Genomic DNA, 17,455 nt, shown 5'->3' on the forward strand with positions numbered 1-17,455 from the left:
TCCCGGGATGCGGCGCTCCGGGTCCCCGCCTGCCGGTGATGCCCGGCCTCAGCCTTGCAGCGCTGCCTGGAGGCTGGCGATCCGTGTGACCAGCTGCTCGGGCGTATAGGGCCTGGCAGCGACCCGGCCCCAGACCGGCGCCGGCCAGGCCGGATCGTCGCGTTCGCGGCCGATCACGTGGATGTGCAGTTGCTCGACCATGTTGCCGAGCGCGGCGATGTTGAGTTTGTAGGGCTGGAACGCGTCGCGCAGCAGGCGCGCGGCGGTGTCGATGTCGTCGGTCAGCGCACGTCGCTGGTCGGGATCGAGATCGATCAGTTCACGGGCATCGGCGATCCGCGGTACGAGCACCAGCCAGGGGTAGTTGGCGTCGTCCATCAGGCGCAGCTCGCACAGTCCGAGCAGGGCCAGGGGGTGGGTATCCTCCGCCAGTTGCGGGTGCAGGATGTACGGGCCGGAATGGCTCATGGCGCGGGCTCCCGCCGCAGGGCGGCGTCGAGGAAGGCGAGGGTCGCGCGACGGGCGCTGGTCGCGCTTTGCGCATGGTAGTGGTTGGGGTCGATATCCCGGTTGAAGCCATGGCCGCCCGGGTGCACGTGTACTTCCGCGTCCGGCTGCAGGGTCCTGTGGCGCTCGATGGCTTCCGGGGGAATCGAGGGGTCGTCGGCGCCGAAGTGGAACAGCATCGGCGCCTGCAGGGGCTCCTCCAGGAAGGGCAGGGTCTGTGCGCCGTAATAGCTCGCCGCCAGCATGCCGAGCCTGGCGTTGGCAAGGAACGCGAGCGTGCCGCCCCAGCAGAAGCCGACTGCGCCCACACGGCGATGGCCCTGCGCCTGCAGGAGGTCGCGGCCGGCCCGCAGCACGCCGAGCGCCCGCTCGATACCGAGCGAGGCAACCAGGGCCCGGCCCCGGCTCACGCCCTCGGCGTCGTAGCCCAGCTCCACGTTGCGGGCGACGGGGTCGAACACGGCCGGCGCGAGGGCGACATAACCGGCCGCGGCATAGCCGTCGGCGACACTGCGGATATGCGCGTTGACGCCGAAGATCTCCTGGATGACCAGCAGCGCGCCCCGCGGCGCGGCGCCATGCGGCGGATCGGCACGCCAGGCGTGCACCGGTCCGTACGGGGTGGCGAGGCTGATGTCCCGGCCCATGCGGTTTCCCTGTTCAGGTGATGCCCCGAGTCTACCGGCGGCCCGGGGCCGATAGTGTGCGGTCGGTCCGGGCGCGGCGCGGCGGTATACTGCGCGGCCCGCGAGTGGGCCTCATGCCGCGCGAACGCGATCCGGAGCCGCTGCAGCGGCCATCTCCCCAAGCAACGGTTCCCCATGTCCGCAGCCAATCCCAAGGTCGGGTTCGTCAGCCTCGGCTGTCCGAAAGCCCTCGTCGATTCCGAACGCATCCTCACCCAGCTCCGGGTCGAGGGCTATGACATCGTGCAGACCTATGACGATGCCGACGTCGTCGTCGTCAACACCTGCGGCTTCATCGATTCGGCGGTGACCGAATCGCTGGATGCGATCGGCGAGGCGATCTCCGAGAACGGCAAGGTGATCGTCACCGGGTGCCTGGGCAAGCGTTCGGAGGTGATCCGCGAGGCGCACCCGGGCGTGCTGTCGATCAGCGGACCGCAGGACTACGGCTCGGTGATGCGCGCGGTGCACGCCGCGGCGCCGCAGAAGCATGACCCCTTCCTCGATCTGCTGCCGCGCCGCGCGGCAATGGACGACGACGTCGGCATCAAGCTGACGCCCAAGCACTACGCGTACCTGAAGATCTCCGAAGGCTGCAACCATCGCTGCAGCTTCTGCATCATTCCGTCGATGCGCGGCGATCTGGTGTCGCGCCCGGTAGATGACGTGCTGCGCGAGGCCGAAAAGCTCGTGCGCGGCGGGGTGCGCGAGCTGCTGGTGATCTCGCAGGACACCTCGGCCTATGGCGTCGACGTGCGCTATGCCGAGCGCACCTGGCGCGAGCGCCAGTACGCCACGCGGATGAAGGCGCTGTGCGAAGGCCTGTCGGAACTGGGCGTGTGGACGCGGCTGCATTACGTGTACCCGTATCCGCACGTCGACGACATCATCCCGCTGATGACCGAGCGCCACGTCGACGGCATGCCAAAGCTGCTGCCGTATCTGGACGTGCCGCTGCAACACGCCAGCCCGCGCATCCTCAAACTCATGAAGCGGCCCGGCGCGATCGACAAGACCCGCGAACGCATCGCGCGCTGGCGCGAGATCTGCCCCGAACTGACGATCCGCAGCACCTTCATCGTCGGCTTCCCCGGCGAGACCGAGCACGATTTCCAGCAGTTGCTCGACTTCATGGACGAGGCCCAGCTCGACCGCGTGGGTGCGTTCGCCTATTCGCCGGTCGAAGGCGCGACGGCCAATGCGCTGCCGGACGCGGTGCCCGAGGAAGTGAAGCAGGAGCGCCTCGCGCGCTTCATGGACAAGCAGGCGGAGATCTCCACCGCCCGCCTCGAAGCCAAGGTCGGCACGGTGCAGATGTGCCTGGTCGACATGGTCGACGGCGATCTGGCGATCGCGCGTTCGATGGGCGACGCGCCCGAGATCGACGGCGTGGTGCAGATCCAGGATGGCCGCGAAGCCGATCTGCAGCCGGGCGATTTCGTCGATGTGGAGATCATGGGCAGCGACGAGCATGACCTCTACGGCGAGGTCGCCGAGGTCCACGCGTGAAGCGCCTCGCGCTCGCGCTGGTGGCCATGCTGGGCGCGGCCGCCCATGCGCAGGCAGGCGACGGGCTCAGTGGCACCTACCGGCCGGCGGGCGACGGCAATGATGCGTTTCCCGCCGACGCCGAGCTGGTGGTTCGCGCCGAAGGCCGCGGCTGGCTGGCGATGTTCCGCGGCGAAGGGCTGGCGCTGCTGCCGCTCGATCGCCTGGAGCAGGCGGGACTGTTTCCGGATGTCGATCCGCAGGCCCGTCTGCAGTGCGCGTACTCGCGGGCATTCCTGCTGTGCCGGGTGTCGCCCGGCACCGAGTTCCCGCAGCAGAATTTCAGGTCGACGACCGGCTACTTCACCGCGCTGTCCGACGAGCGGATCTTCGAGATGCGTCGTATCGACTGACGGCTCCGCGTTGCAGCGCAGAGTGCGGGCGGGCCCACGCGCTGCATGGCATGGCCCACCGCGTCCGCACCGCGCCAGACCGGGCCGCTCTGGCCGGCTCACCTGCGTGTCGTCGCAGGCTGCGCGCACATGCCGACCGACGTCGGCGACACCGGCGTGGGATGAAGCCCTGGCGCGCGGCCGGCGCAGGGAAGACGCATCACTTCGGGCGCTGCATCCGCCCGATCACTCGCGGGTCGGGGCCGATTCCACCGCGTCCACGTACCGCCAGGCCGCCGCTTCGATCGCATCGAGCGCCGCGATCGCCCACGGCAGCAGGCGACGGCCCTCTTCGCCGGCGTCGTCGCGCATCCGGCCCGAGGCGTTGTAATCGACCAGCGCCTGCCAGTGCGGCAGGCGGGCATCCACCGTCGCCTGCAGTGCCCGCAGCGCGGTATCGGCCTGGGTCGGTGCCCCCGGAGCGGCCAGCGCGACGCGCGCGCGGGCGTGGAAATCGGGCCCGAAATGGTGGGTGTCCGCGCGCGCGCGCAAGAACGCGCCGAGCCGGAACCGTTCGTCGTCGGCCGCGACCGGTCCGCGCGCGCCGCGATCGATCAGGAACCGACGCACGCGATGCGCGAGCTCGGCGTGCGCCCGGGCTTTCGCATCCACACGCACCGTGGCCTCGGCGACCGGTGGCGGCAACGGCGCCTCCTGCATGCAGGCGGGCAAGGTCGCCAGCAGCACCGGCCACAGCGCCCGCGCCAGTCGTGGGCTGCCCGTCGCGGCGGACGCAGGGCCGACGCGTACCCGCTGCCTGACGCTCATGCCGAGCGGTAGGCGACCGCCACGACCGCGAAGCGCACCGGTCCTGCAGGCAGCTGGGCTTCGAACTCGTCGTCGACGCGTTTCTTCAGCATCGCCCGCGCGAGTGGCGAGTCGATGCTGATCCAGCCCGCCCTGGCGTCGGTCTCGTCGGGTCCAACGATGCGATAGCGCGCCAGCTCGCCGCTGTCGGTGTCCTCCAGCTCGACGTATGCGCCGAAGAAGATCGCGTCCGCATCGCTGGGCACGGTGTCGACCACGCGCAGTGATTCGAGCCGCTTGGACAGATACCGCACGCGCCGGTCGATCTCGCCGAGCTGTTTCTTGCGGTAGGTGTACTCGGCGTTCTCCGAACGGTCGCCTTCGGCTGCGGCCGCAGACAGCGCCCGCACCACCTCGGGCCGGCGCACGCGCCACAGGTCGTCGAGCTCGGCCTTGAGCCGTGCATGCCCCTCGGGCGTGATCAGCGCGGTGCTCGCCGCGGAGGGTGGACGCCAGCGACTCATCGGGCGCTCACCTGACGCGCATCCCGCCGAGCAGGTTGCGGACGATGCGATTGGTGATCGTGCGCACCGCCTGCTTGCCGGCTGCCTGCACGGCGCCCTGGCGGCGGCTGGTGCCGAACAGGAACTCGTTGATCGACCGGCCGACACCACCTTCGGCCTCGGCCTCACGCGCGGTTTGCGCGGGCGGGGTCCTTGCCTGCGCGGCGGCATCCTGGGCGCGGCTGGCGAGCAGTTCCGCCGCCGACTCGCGATTGACCGGGGTGTCGTACTTGCCGGCGATCGGGCTGCCGGCGCGCACACGTGCGCGCTCGTCCGCACTGATGCCACCCATCCGGCAGCGTGGCGGCGCGATCAGTGTGCGTTCGACCGGCATGGGCACGCCCTTGTGCTGGAGGGTCGAGACCAGCGCCTCACCGGTTGCGAGTTGCGAGATCGTCGCGGCGACATCGAGCGCGGGATTCGGCGCGAAGGTCTCGGCCGCCGTGCGCACCGCCTTCTGGTCGCGCGGGGTGTACGCGCGCAGTGCGTGCTGCACGCGATTGCCGAGCTGGCCCAGCACAGCCCCGGGCACGTCGTCGGGGAACTGCGAGCAGAAATACACCCCGACGCCCTTGGAGCGGATCAGGCGCACGACCTGTTCGATGCGCTGCTGGAGTGCACGGGGCGCGTCGTCGAAGAGCAGGTGCGCTTCGTCGAACACGAAGACCAGCTTCGGTCTGTCGAGATCGCCGACTTCCGGCAACGTCTCGAACAGCTCCGACAGCAGCCACAGCAGGAACGTGGAATACAGGCGCGGGCGCAGGACCAGCTGGTCGGCGGCCAGGATGCCGATCACGCCGCGGCCGTCGGTGGTCGTGCGCATGAGGTCCGACAGCTCCAGCGCCGGCTCACCGAAGAAGCGATCGCCGCCGTCCTGTTCCAGCCGCAGCAGCGCGCGCTGGATCGCTGCGACCGATTGCGCGCTGACCAGCCCGTAGCGGGTGGAGATGTCCTTGCGCTCGTCGGCGACCACGCCGAGCAGGGCGCGAAGGTCCGCCAGGTCGAGCAGCAGCAGGCCGCGGTCATCGGCCAGCTTGAACACGATGTCGAGCACGCCGGACTGGGTGTCGTTGAGTTCGAGGATGCGCGATAGCAGCAGTGGCCCGACCTCGCTGACCGTCGTGCGCACCGGATGGCCCAGCTCGCCGTAGAGATCCCAGAACACCACCGGGCTGGCGGCGGGCGCCCAGTCGGGGATGCCGATGTCCAGGGCGCGCGCCTGCAGAGCCTCGCTCGCGGTGCCCGCGACCGCGAGGCCGGCCACGTCTCCCTTGACGTCGGCCATGAAGACCGGCACGCCGATCCGCGAAAAGCCTTCGGCCAGCGTCATCAATGTCACGGTCTTGCCGGTGCCGGTCGCACCGGCGACGAGGCCGTGGCGGTTGCCGAGCCCGGGCAACAGGTACACGGGCCCGGCATCGGGCGTGGTGACGGCCTTGCCGAGCAGGATCGGATCCATCGCATGCATGTCCTGGCGCCAGGGACAGTGATTCTAGCGACTGTGTCGCAGGTAGCGCTTCGCGCCACGCGCCTTGCCGGGCCGCGAGGGGCAGGGCTACCCTGCGGGCCCTCTTTGCTGGACCCCGGTCACGATGCCAGATTCCGTTTCCACGACGCTGCGCTTCGGCGCGCTCGCGCTCGCGCTGGCCCTGGCCGGCACGGCCACCGACGCGCAGGCGCAGTCGCGCCGCGACCGTGAGGCCGCCGAGGGCCTGACCCAGCGCATGCTCGAGGCCGAGGGCCGCTACCGCCAGGCGCTGGTGCAGCTCGCCAACGACGATCCCGCCGGCATGGATGCGAGCAACGCCGCGCTCGAGGACATGGAAGACGTGATGCTGGCCTGCGAGAAGCAGCGTGCCTGCAGCGTTCCGCAGCTGCTGACCACCTACAAGCGCCTGCTCAAGGCCGACGCCGACGCCCAGGCCGGCCAGGGGCCTGACGAGGCCGGCATCGACGGACCGGACGGCGGGCTCCCCACCGCCGACGTGCCGGCTGCCGCGAGCGCATCGGCGCTGCTCGCCGAGGACGAGCGCTTCAAGCGCATGGTCCAGCTCAATCCCGCGGTGCAGGCGTCGATCCGGCGCTGGCTCACCGACATGCGCGTGGCGCTGATGACCAGCCACGAGAACTACCAGTACATGCAGCACCTGATGTCGCCGGCGTTCAAGCGCAGCGGCCTTCCGGAGGCGCTGCTGTTCGGCATCCTCGCCAAGGAATCCAACGGCCGCGTGCATGCGCGATCGCGCGCCGGCGCTGCCGGGCCGCTGCAGTTCATGCCGGCGACCGGCCGGCGCTTCGGCCTGGGCCCCGACGGCACCGGCTTCGACACCCGCTACGACCCGCGCCAGGCCGCGGACGCTGCTGCCGTGTATCTCAACGAGCGCTTCGCCCAGCACGGCAACGAGATCGAGTACTGGCTCGCCGGCTACAACGGCGGCGAAGGCCGCGCGCTGCGCGTCTACCGCGAGGCCGCGGGGCGCAGCTTCTGGGATCCGTCGGTCTACAACCAGTTTCCCGCCGAAACCAAGGACTACGTCCCGATGGTGATCGCCGCGGCCTGGCTGTATCTGCATCCGGAGGAATACGGCCTGACCTTCCCGAAGATCGACACGCGTCCGGCCACGTTCACGCTCGAGCGTCCGGCTTCGATCTACGAACTGACGATCTGCCTGGGTAACGGCAATACCCGCGACGGCTACATGCGCGCGCTGCGCAACCTCAACCCGAGCTACGAGGCCGACAGCCTGCTGCCGGTCGGCACCACGCTCGCCGGCACCACGCGGATCGCCAGCCTCTACAAGCGCTGGTGCGTGCGTGGAGAGCGCGCCGATCTGGCCGCAGAGCTCGTCAACAGCGACCCGCGTGCCGCCATCGTGCGCACCGGCGCGATCGAAGTGATGTCGGTGGGGGATGCCCCGGCGCCCGCCGCGCTGCCGCCCGCGCCCGCTGCCCCGCGTCCGCCACAGGCTGCGCCCGCCGCAGCGCGCACGCATCGCGTCGCGCGTGGCGAAACCCTCGGCAGCATCGCCCAGCGCTTCGGTTGCGATGTGCCCGCGCTGGCCGGCGCCAACGGCCTGCGGGCGCCGGCGTATACGCTCCGGCTGGGTCAGACGCTGAAGCTGGAGGGGTGCTCGGGCTGAGGGTGAGGGATGGTTGAACACCTCGCCCTGTGGGAGCTCGACGCGCATCGCGCATGGCGCGTCGGGTGAGGGCAGGGGGTTCGCGGGAGAGCCGCAGAAGCACCCTCACCCCAACCCCTCTCCCTGAGGGAGAGGGGCTCGATTTTCCGGAGATGTCGCATGACTGAAACGGCGCAGTACGCCGCTTTCAGTCAGCAGTCCGCATCGCCAGCCGCTGCCCCAGCCGCACCGGCGATTCGGCATGCAGCGACGGCTCGAGTTCGGCGACGCCCTTCGGCAGCAGCACGATGACCGTCGAGCCGTAATTGAAGCGCGCCATTTCCTCGAAACGCTGCAGGGTGATGCCACGGCCGCGCCAGTCCTTGCGCTGGATGCGATCGCCATAGGCGGGGATCTCCTCGCCGCTCCAGACCGTCTCCACGCCCGATACCAGCAGCGCACCGACCATCACCTGCACCATCGGCCCGAAATCGGTGTCGAAGTGGCAGACCAGGCGCTCGTTGCGCGCGAACAGGCGCGGCACGCGGCCGACCGCCGCGGTGCCGACGCTGAAGAGCCGGCCGGGCACGTGCACCGTTTCGCGCAGGGTGCCGGTCCACGGCATGTGCACGCGGTGGTAATCGCGCGGCGACAGATAGACGGTGGCGAAGCTGCCGTCGAGATACGGCGCCGCGTCCGCTTCGTCGCCCAGCAGTTCGGCGACCGTGAACGACTGGCCCTTGGCCTGGAAGATGCGCCCGGCCTCGATCGCACCGCACTGGCTGATGTGGCCGTCGGCCGGCATCACCAGCGCGCGCGGATCGGGATCGGGCACGCGCGCGCCCTCGCGCAGGGCACGGGTGAAGAAGGCATTGAAGCTGGCGTACGACGCCGGGTCGGGGTTCGCCGCCTCCGACAGGTCCACGCCGAACCGGCGCACGACGGTATCGATCAGCCAGCGTCGGGTACGGGGATCCTGCGAATACGCCAGGCGCCGTGCCAGCGAGGACAGCAGGCGGTGCGGCAGTACGTAGGTCAGGGTCGTGACGAAGCTCATGGGCGATGCTCGTTGGTCAGGCGCAGCAGGTCGGCGGCGATGGCGTCCGGGTCGGGCGTCTCCGCACCGAGCAGGCGGCCCGAGACGACGCCGGCCATGCGGCCCTGCGGGTCGAGCACGGCCAGCGACGCACTGTGGTCGATCGTGTAGGGGCCGTCAGGCATGTCCGGGTCCAGCGGCACCGTCGCAAAGACCATGGACAGCGAACGCGTGAAGCTTTCCAGTGACGGGATATCGGCCGTCGCTGCCAGGGTGTCGCGGTGGAAGGCGTGGGCGTATTCGCCGAGCCGCTCGGGGGTGTCGCGCTCGGGGTCGACGGAGACGAACAGCACGCGCGGGCGGGTGGAGGCCGGCAGCGCTTCCCACTGGCGCTGGGCGCGGGCGAGATGCGTCAGCGTCATCGGGCACACGTCGGGGCAGTGGGTGAAGCCGATGAATACCAGCGTCCAGTGACCGGCGAGCTCGCCCGGCAGAAGCTGGGTGCCGTCCGACTGCTGTAGGGCGAAATCCGGCAGCGGGCGCGGCTGCGGATACAGCTGCACCGCCTCGAGCTGGATCGCTGGCGCGGCCGCGGGGGCGGCGAAGTAGCGCTGCGCGGCCAGCAGGCCGAGACCGCCGGCAAGCGCGACGCAGAGGATGACGAGTGTGGTCCGGTTGAACATGGCAGGTCCGTTTCGAGCGCCGGCCATGATACCCGCCGCGTTCGTGCCGGCTCCGGCTGGCCGGTGACCTATAATCCGTGGCCATCAAGCGTTCCCGAGCTCCACGCGCCATGACCGAAGAACTGCAGACCATCGTCGACCTGATCCGCTATGGCGCCAGCCGTTTCAACGCCGCGGGCCTGACCTTCGGCCACAGCTACGACAACGCGATCGACGAAGCCACCCAACTCACCCTGCATGCGCTGCATCTGCCGCACGACCTGAGCCCGGTCTATGGCCAGTCGCGGGTCACGCTGGCCGAGAAGGAAGACGTGCTCGGCTTGTTCATCCGCCGCATCGAGGAGCGGGTGCCGGCCGCGTACCTGACCGGCGAGGCCTGGTTCGCCGGCCTGAGCTTCAAGTCCGACAAGCGCGCGCTGGTGCCGCGCTCGCCGATCGCCGAGCTGATCATGAGTGGCTTCGAGCCCTGGCTCGGTGGCCGCGAGGTGCGCCGCGCCCTGGACCTGTGCACCGGCTCGGGCTGTATCGCCATCGCCATGGCGCACCACAATCCCGACTGGCACGTCGACGGCGTCGATCTCAGCGACGACGCCCTGAGCCTCGCCAGGGAGAACGAGCAGCGTCTGGAAGTGCGCAATACCCGCTTTCTCAAGTCCGATCTGTTCGACGGCCTGCAGGGCGAGCACTACGACCTGATCGTCACCAATCCCCCCTATGTCACCAACGACGAGACCGACGCCCTGCCGCGGGAGTACTCCTACGAGCCCGAGATGGGGCTGCGCGCGGGCGACGATGGCCTCGATCTGGTCCTCAAGATCCTGCGCGACGCGCCGCTGCACCTGACCGAGGACGGCCTGCTGATCTGCGAGGTCGGCGAGTCCGAGCAGCACCTGGTCAAGCTGTTGCCGGAACTGCCGCTGATGTGGATCGAGTTCCAGGTCGGGCAGATGGGGATCTTCGTGGTCGAACGCCACGACCTGGTGACCCACAACCCGCGGATCACCCAGCTCGCCGCCGAGCGCGAGGCCAAGGCCGCCGCCCCGGTGGCGGCGACGGGCAGCGGGGCAGCGGCGCTGTTCTGAGCGCGCTGTTCTGATCGGCGCGTTCGTCGCGCCGTCCGCGCGGGGCAGCGTGGTGGTAGGCGCACTCGCCGCCGAGCGCGAGGCCAAGGCCGCCGCCCCGGTGGCGGCGACGGGCAGCGGGGCAGCGGCGCTGTTCTGAGCGCGTTGTTCTGATCAGCGCGTTCGTCGCGCCGTCCGCGCGGGGCAGCGTGGTGGTAGGCGCAATCAGCGGCGTGCCCCGGAGCCGCATCAGCAGGCTGCGTGGTCCGCCGCGCCGATCCCGATCGCCCGGGAGTGCCCGGCTGGTCGCGCATGACGTGACGATGTGATGCCCGGGCGTCGGCCGGCCGTGGCCGGCGCCTCCGGCCGCCGCCAGGGCTGCCGATGGCCATGCCGCCACGCGGCCCTCTCCGCGTTAAGCTTGCCGGCCGCGTTTCCCTCCTGCGCCCCTTCGGCGCCTGGTGCCATGTCCAGCAACAGCTTCGGCCATCTGTTCACCGTCACGACCTTCGGCGAGAGCCACGGGCCGGCGATCGGTTGCGTGGTGGACGGCTGTCCTCCGGGCATAGAGCTCGCCGTCGAGGATTTCGCCCACGACCTGGCGCGGCGCGCGACCGGCAAGACCCGGCACACCTCGGCACGGCGCGAGGCCGACGAGGTCGAGATCCTCAGCGGCGTCTACGAGGGCGTGACCACCGGCACGCCGATCGCGCTGCTGATCCGCAACACCGATGCGCGCAGCAAGGACTACGGCAGCATCGCCCGACAGTTCCGCCCCGGGCATGCGGATTACACCTACTGGCAGAAGTACGGCATCCGCGATCCGCGCGGCGGCGGGCGCTCGTCGGCGCGCGAGACCACGATGCGTGTGGCCGCGGCGGTGATCGCCAAGAAGTGGCTGAATGATCGCTTCGGCGTTCGCGTGCGCGGCTATCTCTCGCAGCTCGGCGACATCGTGCCCGCGCAGTTCGACAGCGCGGCGATCGACTTCGATGTCGTCGAATCCAATCCGTTCTTCTGGCCCGATGCCTCGCAGGTGCCGGAACTCGAGGCCTACATGGATGCGCTGCGCAAGTCCGGCGATTCCGTCGGCGCGCGCGCGACCGCCGTGGCCGACGGCGTGCCGCCGGGCTGGGGCGAGCCCGTCTACGGCAAGCTCGACGGCGACCTGGCCGCGGCGATGATGTCGATCAATGCGGTCAAGGGGGTCGAGATCGGCGCCGGCTTCGCGTCCATCGCGCAGAGGGGCAGCGAGCATCGCGACCTGATGACGGCGCAGGGCTTTGCGTCCAACCACGCCGGCGGCGTGCTCGGAGGCATCAGCACCGGCCAGCAGATCGTGGTCTCCACCGCATTCAAGCCGACCTCCAGTCTGCGTTTGCCGGCCGACGGCCTCGACGTCGACGGCAATGTCGTCGAAGTGGTCACCACCGGCCGCCACGATCCCTGCGTCGGCATCCGCGCGACCCCGATCTGCGAGGCGATGCTCGCACTGGTGCTGATGGACCACGCGCTGCGGCATCGCGCGCAGTGCGGCGATGTCGGCGACGTCACGCCACGCATTGCGGGCCGCATCGGTGGCTGAGCGGCCGCGCGTCTGGGTGTCGCAGCCATTGTTCGACGACATCGTCTCCCGGCTGCACGCGTACTTCGATGTCGTGCAGGCGCCCGATGTCCGCGAGCACGACGAAGCCGCGATCGCCGCTGCGCTGCGCGAGGTCGACGGCGCGCTGGTGACGCTCAACGAGCGCATCGGCGAGCGCGAGATCGCGAGTGCGCCGAAGCTGCGCGCGGTCGCCAACGTCGGCGTCGGCTATGACAATCTCGATGTGGGCGCGTTGCAGTCGCGCGGCATCGTCGCGACCAATACGCCGGATGTGTTGACCGAGACCACCGCCGATTTCGGCTTCGCGCTGATGATGGCCGCCGCGCGCCGCATCACCGAGTCCGAACGTCACCTGCGTGGTGGCAAGTGGACCGGCTGGAACTTCAAGGGTCTGCTCGGCGCCGATCTGCATCGCAGCACGCTCGGCATCCTCGGCATGGGCCGGATCGGGCAGGGCATCGCGAAACGCGCGTCCGGTTTCGACATGCAGGTGCTCTACCACAACCGCAGCCGGCTGCCGGCCGATGTCGAGGGCGCGTACAAGGCCTCGTATGTCGACTTCGACACGCTTCTGGCACGCGCCGATCACCTGGTCCTGGTGCTGCCGTACTCGCCGCAGACCCACCACATCGTCGACGCCGCCGCGCTGGCGAAGATGAAGCCGACTGCGACGCTGACCAACATCGCCCGCGGCGGCATCGTTGACGAGGCCGCGCTGGCCGAGGCATTGGGCAGTGGCCGCCTCGCCGCGGCCGCGCTCGACGTGTTCGAGGGCGAGCCGGCGGTCGATCCGCGCCTGCTGGCACTGGACAACATCGTGCTCACCCCGCACATCGCCAGCGGCAGCCTGTCCACGCGCCGGGCGATGGTGACGCTGGCGGTCGACAATCTCATCGCCGCGCTCGGCGCCGGCCCCGACGCCGGTCGTCCGCCGACGCCGATCGTGCCGGTGACGCAAGGCGGCGATGCCGGCAAACGGGCGGGAGCCGCCTGACGCCCGACCGGGCGGTTCCCGCAAGTCCGATCCCCAGCATCCGCGCGCATGCGCGCCCCCCCAAGAATCCTTTCGAGAGTTTGCAATGTCCCCTGACCTGAACCGCCGTTTCCGCGTTGCCGTCGTCGGTGCCACCGGCGCCGTCGGCGAGACCATGCTGTCGATCCTCGCCGAGCGCGATTTCCCCGTGTCGGAGCTCGTAGCGCTGGCCTCCGAGCGTTCCGCCGGCACCACCGTGAAGTTCGGCGATGACGACATCGTCGTGCAGGATCTCGCCACGTTCGATCCTTCCGGCATCGACATCGCGCTGTTCTCCGCCGGCAGCGACACCAGCAAGGTCTACGCGCCGAAGTTCGCCGCGGCCGGCGCCGTCGTCATCGACAACAGTTCGGCGTTCCGCTACGACGACGACGTGCCGCTGGTGATCAGCGAGGTCAATCCGGAAGCCGCACGCGCCCGCCCGCGCGGCATCATCGCCAATCCCAATTGCTCGACGATGCAGATGCTCGTCGCGCTGGCGCCGCTGCATCGCCGCGCCCGGATCGTGCGCATCAATGTGTCGACCTACCAGTCGGTGTCGGGCGCGGGGCGTTCGGCGATGGAGGAGCTCGGCCGCCAGACCGGCGACCTGCTCAATTTCCGTGGGATCGATCCGCAGAAGTTCCCGGTGCAGATCGCCTTCAACTTGATCCCGCAGATCGACGCCTTCCTCGAGAACGGCTTCACCAGGGAGGAAATGAAGCTGGTCTGGGAAACGCACAAGATCCTCGGCGACGACAGCATCCTGGTGAACCCGACCGCCGTGCGCGTGCCGGTGTTCTACGGGCATTCGGAGTCGGTCGCCGTCGAGCTGCGCGAGCGCATCAGCGTGGACGAGGCGCGTGCCATCCTCGCCGATGCACCGGGCGTGGAGGTCGTGGACGAGCGCATCGCCGGCGGCTGGCCGACGCCGGTCACCCACGCATCGGGGCGCGATCCGGTGTTCGTCGGCCGCATCCGCGAGGATCTCTCGCATCCGAACGGTCTGAACCTGTGGATCGTTGCCGACAACATCCGCAAGGGCGCCGCGCTCAATGCGGTGCAGGTTGCCGAGCTGGTGGCGGGCGAGGGCTGATGGACGCAGGCAGCGCATCGCGCCCGACCTCGCAGCGGGCACCGGCAAGCGTAGGCGACAGCCGCCCGGACGCGTTGCGTTGCGGAGCGGGATGCCGCGCCGCTACAGTCGTCCGATGAATCCGGTCAGTCGGCGCACGCGCCGCTCCAGGCCGCTCCGCAGGAACCAGGGGACGTTCGTGTCGCGCATTCTTCCGCGTCTGTTGCTCACCGCCGGGCTCATGGCCCTGGCGGGGCCCGTGCTCGCGCTGGGACTGGGCCGCATCGAGGTCCGCTCGCAGCAGGGCCAACCGCTGCTGGCCGAAATTCCGATCGTCTCCAGCGATCCGGCCGAGCTGCGCCAGCTGCAGGCGCGGCTCGCCTCGCCCGACACCTTTGCGCGCATCGGCCTCGAGCCGCCGCGCGGCGTGGTCTCCGACCTGCAGTTCAATGTCGCCCTCGATGCCAGCGGCCGCCCGGTGATCCGCGTCACCAGCGCAGGGCCTGTCGACCAGGAATCGCTGACCTTCCTCGTCGAAGTCGACTGGGGCCAGGGACGTCTGGTGCGCGAATACGCCGCGTTGCTTGCGGTGCCCGACACGGTCGCTGCGCCTGCCCAGCCGACGATCCAGGCGCCGGTCGCGGCGTCATCGCCGACCATCGTCCGCACGCCCGCCGCTGCGGCTTCGTCCTCGCCGCAGTCCGAGGCATCTACCGACACTGCGGCGCCGGGCGACGCCCTCGCCACGGCGCCCGCGCCGGCCCCGGCGGCGCGACCTGCCGCAGCGGATCCGCTCGCGCCGGGTGATGCGCTGCCTGCGGTGCGCGCGGGCCAGACGCTGTCGGCGATTGCCGCGCCGCTCGCCGAACAGGCCGGCATCAGCGTCAACCAGGCAATGGTGCTGCTGCTGCGCACGAATCCGGAAGCGTTCATCGGCGGCAATCTCAACCTGGTCCGCCAGGGCGCCGTGCTGCGGATCCCGGCGCGCGATGCCTGGGCGCAGTTCAGCGCCGCGGAGGCCAACGCCGTGGTGCGCGAACAGGTCGGGCAGTGGCGCGAGATGCGTCGCCCGGCGCCGCAGCCAGCCGAGCCGACTGCCGACGCGCCGGCCGCGGATACGACCGCCGCCGCGGCATCGGACGCCGCCCCACGCACGGCCGCCGCGCGGCTCGAAATCACACCACCCGCCAGCGAAGCCCAGCCGGCGGGCAGCCAGTCCGGCATTGCCGCCGGCACCGGAGGGGACATGCTGCGTCAGGAACTGCAACAGGCCAACGAGACCGTGGCCGCGCGTACCGCCGAGATCGACGAACTCAAGGCGCGGCTCGATGACCTCGAGCAGTTGCAACGGCAACAGCAGCAGCTGATCGAACTCAAGGATGCCGAGCTCGCCGCCGCGCACCAGCGCATGGAGGCCAGCAACCAGCAACAGGCCGCCTTTGCGCCGTTCCCGTGGGTCTGGCTCGGACTGGCCCTGCTCGTCGTGGCTGCGCTGGCGTTCCTGCTCGGTCGCCGTGGCCGCGCGCCGGCGACCGCTCGCCCGTTCGACCGCGCCGCACTGGCCACGGCCATGCCGACCGCCGCGCCGGCTTCGCTCACGCCTGCGCCCGCGCAGGATGCCGCATCCCCCGCATTCGTCCGCGAAGTGCCGGATGCAGCGCCTGCAGTCTCGCCTGCCGCCGGTGCCGGGCCGGCAGCGGTCGGCCCCACCTGGCACGCGCCGGAGGCGGCTCCCGTCGTCAGGCCGGCCGAGCCGGACCGGTCGGACGATGCGCCGCGCGGAACCGCTACGCATGTCGAACTCGACGAAGGCGACGCGGTCGAGACGCCGATCGGACTGGAGCGGATCGAGCTCGCCCGCGCCTATGTCGATCTGGGCGATACCGGGACCGCGCGCAGTCTGCTGCAGGAAGTGGCGGACGGCGACGATCCGATCGCGGCGGCCGAGGCCGCGCAGCTGCTGCGCACGCTGGGCTGAGAACGTCGATGCGGTACGCGATCGGCGTCGAGTACGACGGCCACGAATTCCATGGCTGGCAGCGGCTGGGAAGCGCGGAAGAAACCGGCAAGGGATCGGTGCAGGCGGCGCTGGAACGCGCGTTGTCGCGCATCGCCGCCCATCCCGTCTCGACCACCTGCGCCGGTCGTACCGACGCCGGTGTCCATGCCCGCTGCCAGGTCGTGCATTTCGATACCGCGGCCATCCGCACGCCGCGGGCATGGATGCTCGGCACCACCACCCATCTGCTGCCTTCGGTATGCGTGCGCTGGTGCCGGGAAGTGCCGGACGATTTCAACGCACGCTTCTCGGCGCGCGCGCGCCACTACCGCTACCGGATCCTCAACCGGCCGGTCCGTCCGGCCCTGCATCGGCAGTACCTCTCCTGGGAGCTGCGCGCGCTCGACGCCGCCGCGATGCACCGCGCCGCCCAGGCGCTTCTGGGCGAGCAGGACTTCTCCGCGTTCCGCACGGTCCAGTGCCAGGCCCCGCACGCGCGCCGCGACCTGCAACGCATCTCGGTCGTACGCGAGGGCGATGAAGTGATCGTCGAGGTGCAGGCCAACGCATTCCTGCATCACATGGTCCGCAACATCGTCGGTTCGCTGCTGGAAGTCGGCGCTGGCGTGCGGCCCGAAGTCTGGATCGCGGAGCTGCTGGCCGGCCGCGACCGCAGCCTCGCCGGCCCCACCGCGCCCGCCGCCGGGCTGGTGTTCCTGGGGCCGCTGTATCCGCCGCAATGGCAGCTGCCGGCGGAAGTGACGCTGGCCCCATGAGCGCCGCTGCCGAACCGTTGATCAAGTTCTGCGGACTGACCCGGCAGGAGGATGTCGCGCTGGCCATCGAGCTCGGCGTGGACTGCATCGGCCTGGTGTTCGCCGCGCGCAGTCCGCGCAGGCTCACCCTGGACGCGGCAGTCGGCCTGCGGACGGCCGTTCCGGCATCAATGCGCGTGGTCGCATTGACGATGGACGCGCCGGCCGACGAGGTCGCGGCTGTCGTCTCGGTCGTGCGTCCGGACATCCTGCAGTTCCATGGCGCCGAGGACGACGCGTTCTGCGCCAGATTCGGGCTGCCGTACTGGAAGGCGATCGCGATGGGCGGGGATCGACAAACCGCGTTGCGCTCGCTGGGTGATTGGCCCGGCGCGTCGGCGTTCCTGTTCGACGGCCATGCCGCCGGCGAGCCGGGCGGCAGCGGCGAGCGTTTCGACTGGAACGCGTTGCCGACCTCGCTCGACCGTCCGTTCTGGCTGGCCGGCGGTCTCGATGCCGGCAACGTCGCACGGGCGATCTCCGTCGCGCGGCCCGCCGGCGTCGACGTCTCCAGCGGCATCGAATCGGCAGCGGGGATCAAGGACGCGGCGCGGATGCGGGCGTTCGTGGACGCGGCGCGCGGCAGGCGGTGACGTTGCGGCCTGG

The 17,455-nt window shown here is 70.4% G+C and carries 17 protein-coding genes; 10 read left to right on the forward strand and 7 right to left on the reverse strand.

Annotated elements, in window-relative coordinates; genetic code table 11:
* Positions 1–48: 48 nt before the first annotated feature.
* Together CNR27_RS06885 and CNR27_RS06890 are read right to left on the reverse strand one after the other, a co-directional pair.
* Entirely contained in the window at positions 49–468 is a 420-nt protein-coding gene (locus tag CNR27_RS06885; protein WP_096297521.1) for an HIT domain-containing protein, read from the reverse strand.
* Positions 465–1,154, reverse strand: coding sequence for a dienelactone hydrolase family protein (locus CNR27_RS06890; protein WP_096297522.1), 690 nt, complete (start codon positions 1,152–1,154; stop codon positions 465–467). The genes CNR27_RS06885 and CNR27_RS06890 overlap by 4 nt, the downstream gene beginning before the upstream one ends.
* A gap of 174 nt (positions 1,155–1,328) precedes the next feature.
* On the opposite strand from CNR27_RS06890, the gene rimO reads away from it, so the two are divergent.
* Together rimO and CNR27_RS06900 are read left to right on the forward strand one after the other, a co-directional pair.
* Positions 1,329–2,702, forward strand: coding sequence for a 30S ribosomal protein S12 methylthiotransferase RimO (gene rimO, locus CNR27_RS06895; protein WP_096297523.1), 1,374 nt, complete (start codon positions 1,329–1,331; stop codon positions 2,700–2,702).
* Entirely contained in the window at positions 2,699–3,094 is a 396-nt protein-coding gene (locus tag CNR27_RS06900) for a hypothetical protein (RefSeq protein WP_096297524.1), read from the forward strand. The genes rimO and CNR27_RS06900 overlap by 4 nt, the downstream gene beginning before the upstream one ends.
* A 225-nt stretch (positions 3,095–3,319) precedes the next feature.
* Here the strand turns inward: CNR27_RS06900 and CNR27_RS06905 are convergent, their stop codons facing one another.
* The 3 genes from CNR27_RS06905 to CNR27_RS06915 are packed head-to-tail and all read right to left on the reverse strand — an operon-like array spanning position 3,320 to position 5,902.
* The gene (locus CNR27_RS06905; protein ID WP_096297525.1) at positions 3,320–3,901 is read right to left on the reverse strand and encodes a hypothetical protein; all 582 of its coding nucleotides are present in this window, start codon (positions 3,899–3,901) and stop codon (positions 3,320–3,322) included.
* Complete coding sequence (gene greB, locus CNR27_RS06910; RefSeq protein WP_096297526.1) at positions 3,898–4,404, reverse strand: transcription elongation factor GreB; 507 nt, start codon at positions 4,402–4,404, stop codon at positions 3,898–3,900. Before greB ends, CNR27_RS06905 begins: the two co-directional genes overlap by 4 nt.
* A gap of 7 nt (positions 4,405–4,411) precedes the next feature.
* The gene (locus tag CNR27_RS06915; RefSeq protein ID WP_096300398.1) at positions 4,412–5,902 is read right to left on the reverse strand and encodes a helicase HerA-like domain-containing protein; all 1,491 of its coding nucleotides are present in this window, start codon (positions 5,900–5,902) and stop codon (positions 4,412–4,414) included.
* 133 nt (positions 5,903–6,035) lie between these two features.
* Here CNR27_RS06915 and CNR27_RS06920 point away from each other — a divergent pair, with 133 nt between their 5' ends.
* Positions 6,036–7,583 (forward strand): transglycosylase SLT domain-containing protein, encoded by a 1,548-nt coding sequence (locus tag CNR27_RS06920; RefSeq protein ID WP_096297527.1) that lies wholly within the window; start codon positions 6,036–6,038, stop codon positions 7,581–7,583.
* 187 nt (positions 7,584–7,770) lie between these two features.
* Here CNR27_RS06920 and asd read toward each other — a convergent pair whose 3' ends face one another.
* Both asd and CNR27_RS06930 read right to left on the reverse strand, forming a co-directional pair.
* Complete coding sequence (asd, locus tag CNR27_RS06925; RefSeq protein ID WP_096297528.1) at positions 7,771–8,619, reverse strand: archaetidylserine decarboxylase; 849 nt, start codon at positions 8,617–8,619, stop codon at positions 7,771–7,773.
* Positions 8,616–9,281: an SCO family protein gene (locus CNR27_RS06930; RefSeq protein WP_096297529.1), complete on the reverse strand. Its 666-nt coding sequence runs from the start codon at positions 9,279–9,281 to the stop codon at positions 8,616–8,618. Before CNR27_RS06930 ends, asd begins: the two co-directional genes overlap by 4 nt.
* Positions 9,282–9,391: 110 nt before the next feature.
* On the opposite strand from CNR27_RS06930, the gene prmB reads away from it, so the two are divergent.
* From prmB to CNR27_RS06965, 7 genes are all read left to right on the forward strand, one after another.
* The gene (prmB, locus tag CNR27_RS06935) at positions 9,392–10,363 is read left to right on the forward strand and encodes a 50S ribosomal protein L3 N(5)-glutamine methyltransferase (RefSeq protein WP_096297530.1); all 972 of its coding nucleotides are present in this window, start codon (positions 9,392–9,394) and stop codon (positions 10,361–10,363) included.
* A gap of 445 nt (positions 10,364–10,808) precedes the next feature.
* Complete coding sequence (aroC, locus tag CNR27_RS06940; protein WP_096297531.1) at positions 10,809–11,927, forward strand: chorismate synthase; 1,119 nt, start codon at positions 10,809–10,811, stop codon at positions 11,925–11,927.
* A complete protein-coding gene (locus CNR27_RS06945; protein WP_096297532.1) occupies positions 11,881–12,942 on the forward strand; it encodes a 2-hydroxyacid dehydrogenase in 1,062 nt (353 codons plus the stop codon). Before aroC ends, CNR27_RS06945 begins: the two co-directional genes overlap by 47 nt.
* A gap of 85 nt (positions 12,943–13,027) precedes the next feature.
* The gene (locus CNR27_RS06950) at positions 13,028–14,056 is read left to right on the forward strand and encodes an aspartate-semialdehyde dehydrogenase (protein WP_096297533.1); all 1,029 of its coding nucleotides are present in this window, start codon (positions 13,028–13,030) and stop codon (positions 14,054–14,056) included.
* 178 nt (positions 14,057–14,234) lie between these two features.
* Positions 14,235–16,013 carry a type IV pilus assembly protein FimV gene (locus tag CNR27_RS06955; RefSeq protein ID WP_342744093.1) on the forward strand — a complete coding sequence of 593 codons (1,779 nt, stop codon included), beginning with the start codon at positions 14,235–14,237 and terminating at the stop codon, positions 16,011–16,013.
* 8 nt (positions 16,014–16,021) lie between these two features.
* Positions 16,022–16,810, forward strand: coding sequence for a tRNA pseudouridine(38-40) synthase TruA (truA, locus tag CNR27_RS06960; RefSeq protein WP_096297534.1), 789 nt, complete (start codon positions 16,022–16,024; stop codon positions 16,808–16,810).
* Positions 16,807–17,442, forward strand: a complete 636-nt coding sequence (locus CNR27_RS06965) for a phosphoribosylanthranilate isomerase (protein ID WP_096297535.1) — start codon at positions 16,807–16,809, stop codon at positions 17,440–17,442. Before truA ends, CNR27_RS06965 begins: the two co-directional genes overlap by 4 nt.
* Positions 17,443–17,455: the final 13 nt, after the last annotated feature.

The sequence above is a fragment of the Luteimonas chenhongjianii genome, from assembly GCF_002327105.1.
GTDB lineage: Bacteria > Pseudomonadota > Gammaproteobacteria > Xanthomonadales > Xanthomonadaceae > Luteimonas > Luteimonas chenhongjianii.

Coding starts and splice junctions, on each gene's coding strand:
- asd (WP_096297528.1), bottom strand. CDS start 8,619: ATGAGCTTCGTCACGACCCTGACCTACGTACTGCCGCACCGCCTGCTG.
- greB (WP_096297526.1), bottom strand. CDS start 4,404: ATGAGTCGCTGGCGTCCACCCTCCGCGGCGAGCACCGCGCTGATCACG.
- CNR27_RS06890 (WP_096297522.1), bottom strand. CDS start 1,154: ATGGGCCGGGACATCAGCCTCGCCACCCCGTACGGACCGGTGCACGCC.
- CNR27_RS06950 (WP_096297533.1), top strand. CDS start 13,028: ATGTCCCCTGACCTGAACCGCCGTTTCCGCGTTGCCGTCGTCGGTGCC.
- CNR27_RS06920 (WP_096297527.1), top strand. CDS start 6,036: ATGCCAGATTCCGTTTCCACGACGCTGCGCTTCGGCGCGCTCGCGCTC.
- CNR27_RS06965 (WP_096297535.1), top strand. CDS start 16,807: ATGAGCGCCGCTGCCGAACCGTTGATCAAGTTCTGCGGACTGACCCGG.
- CNR27_RS06930 (WP_096297529.1), bottom strand. CDS start 9,281: ATGTTCAACCGGACCACACTCGTCATCCTCTGCGTCGCGCTTGCCGGC.
- truA (WP_096297534.1), top strand. CDS start 16,022: ATGCGGTACGCGATCGGCGTCGAGTACGACGGCCACGAATTCCATGGC.
- CNR27_RS06945 (WP_096297532.1), top strand. CDS start 11,881: ATGTCGGCGACGTCACGCCACGCATTGCGGGCCGCATCGGTGGCTGAG.
- prmB (WP_096297530.1), top strand. CDS start 9,392: ATGACCGAAGAACTGCAGACCATCGTCGACCTGATCCGCTATGGCGCC.
- aroC (WP_096297531.1), top strand. CDS start 10,809: ATGTCCAGCAACAGCTTCGGCCATCTGTTCACCGTCACGACCTTCGGC.
- CNR27_RS06905 (WP_096297525.1), bottom strand. CDS start 3,901: ATGAGCGTCAGGCAGCGGGTACGCGTCGGCCCTGCGTCCGCCGCGACG.
- CNR27_RS06915 (WP_096300398.1), bottom strand. CDS start 5,902: ATGGATCCGATCCTGCTCGGCAAGGCCGTCACCACGCCCGATGCCGGG.
- rimO (WP_096297523.1), top strand. CDS start 1,329: ATGTCCGCAGCCAATCCCAAGGTCGGGTTCGTCAGCCTCGGCTGTCCG.
- CNR27_RS06885 (WP_096297521.1), bottom strand. CDS start 468: ATGAGCCATTCCGGCCCGTACATCCTGCACCCGCAACTGGCGGAGGAT.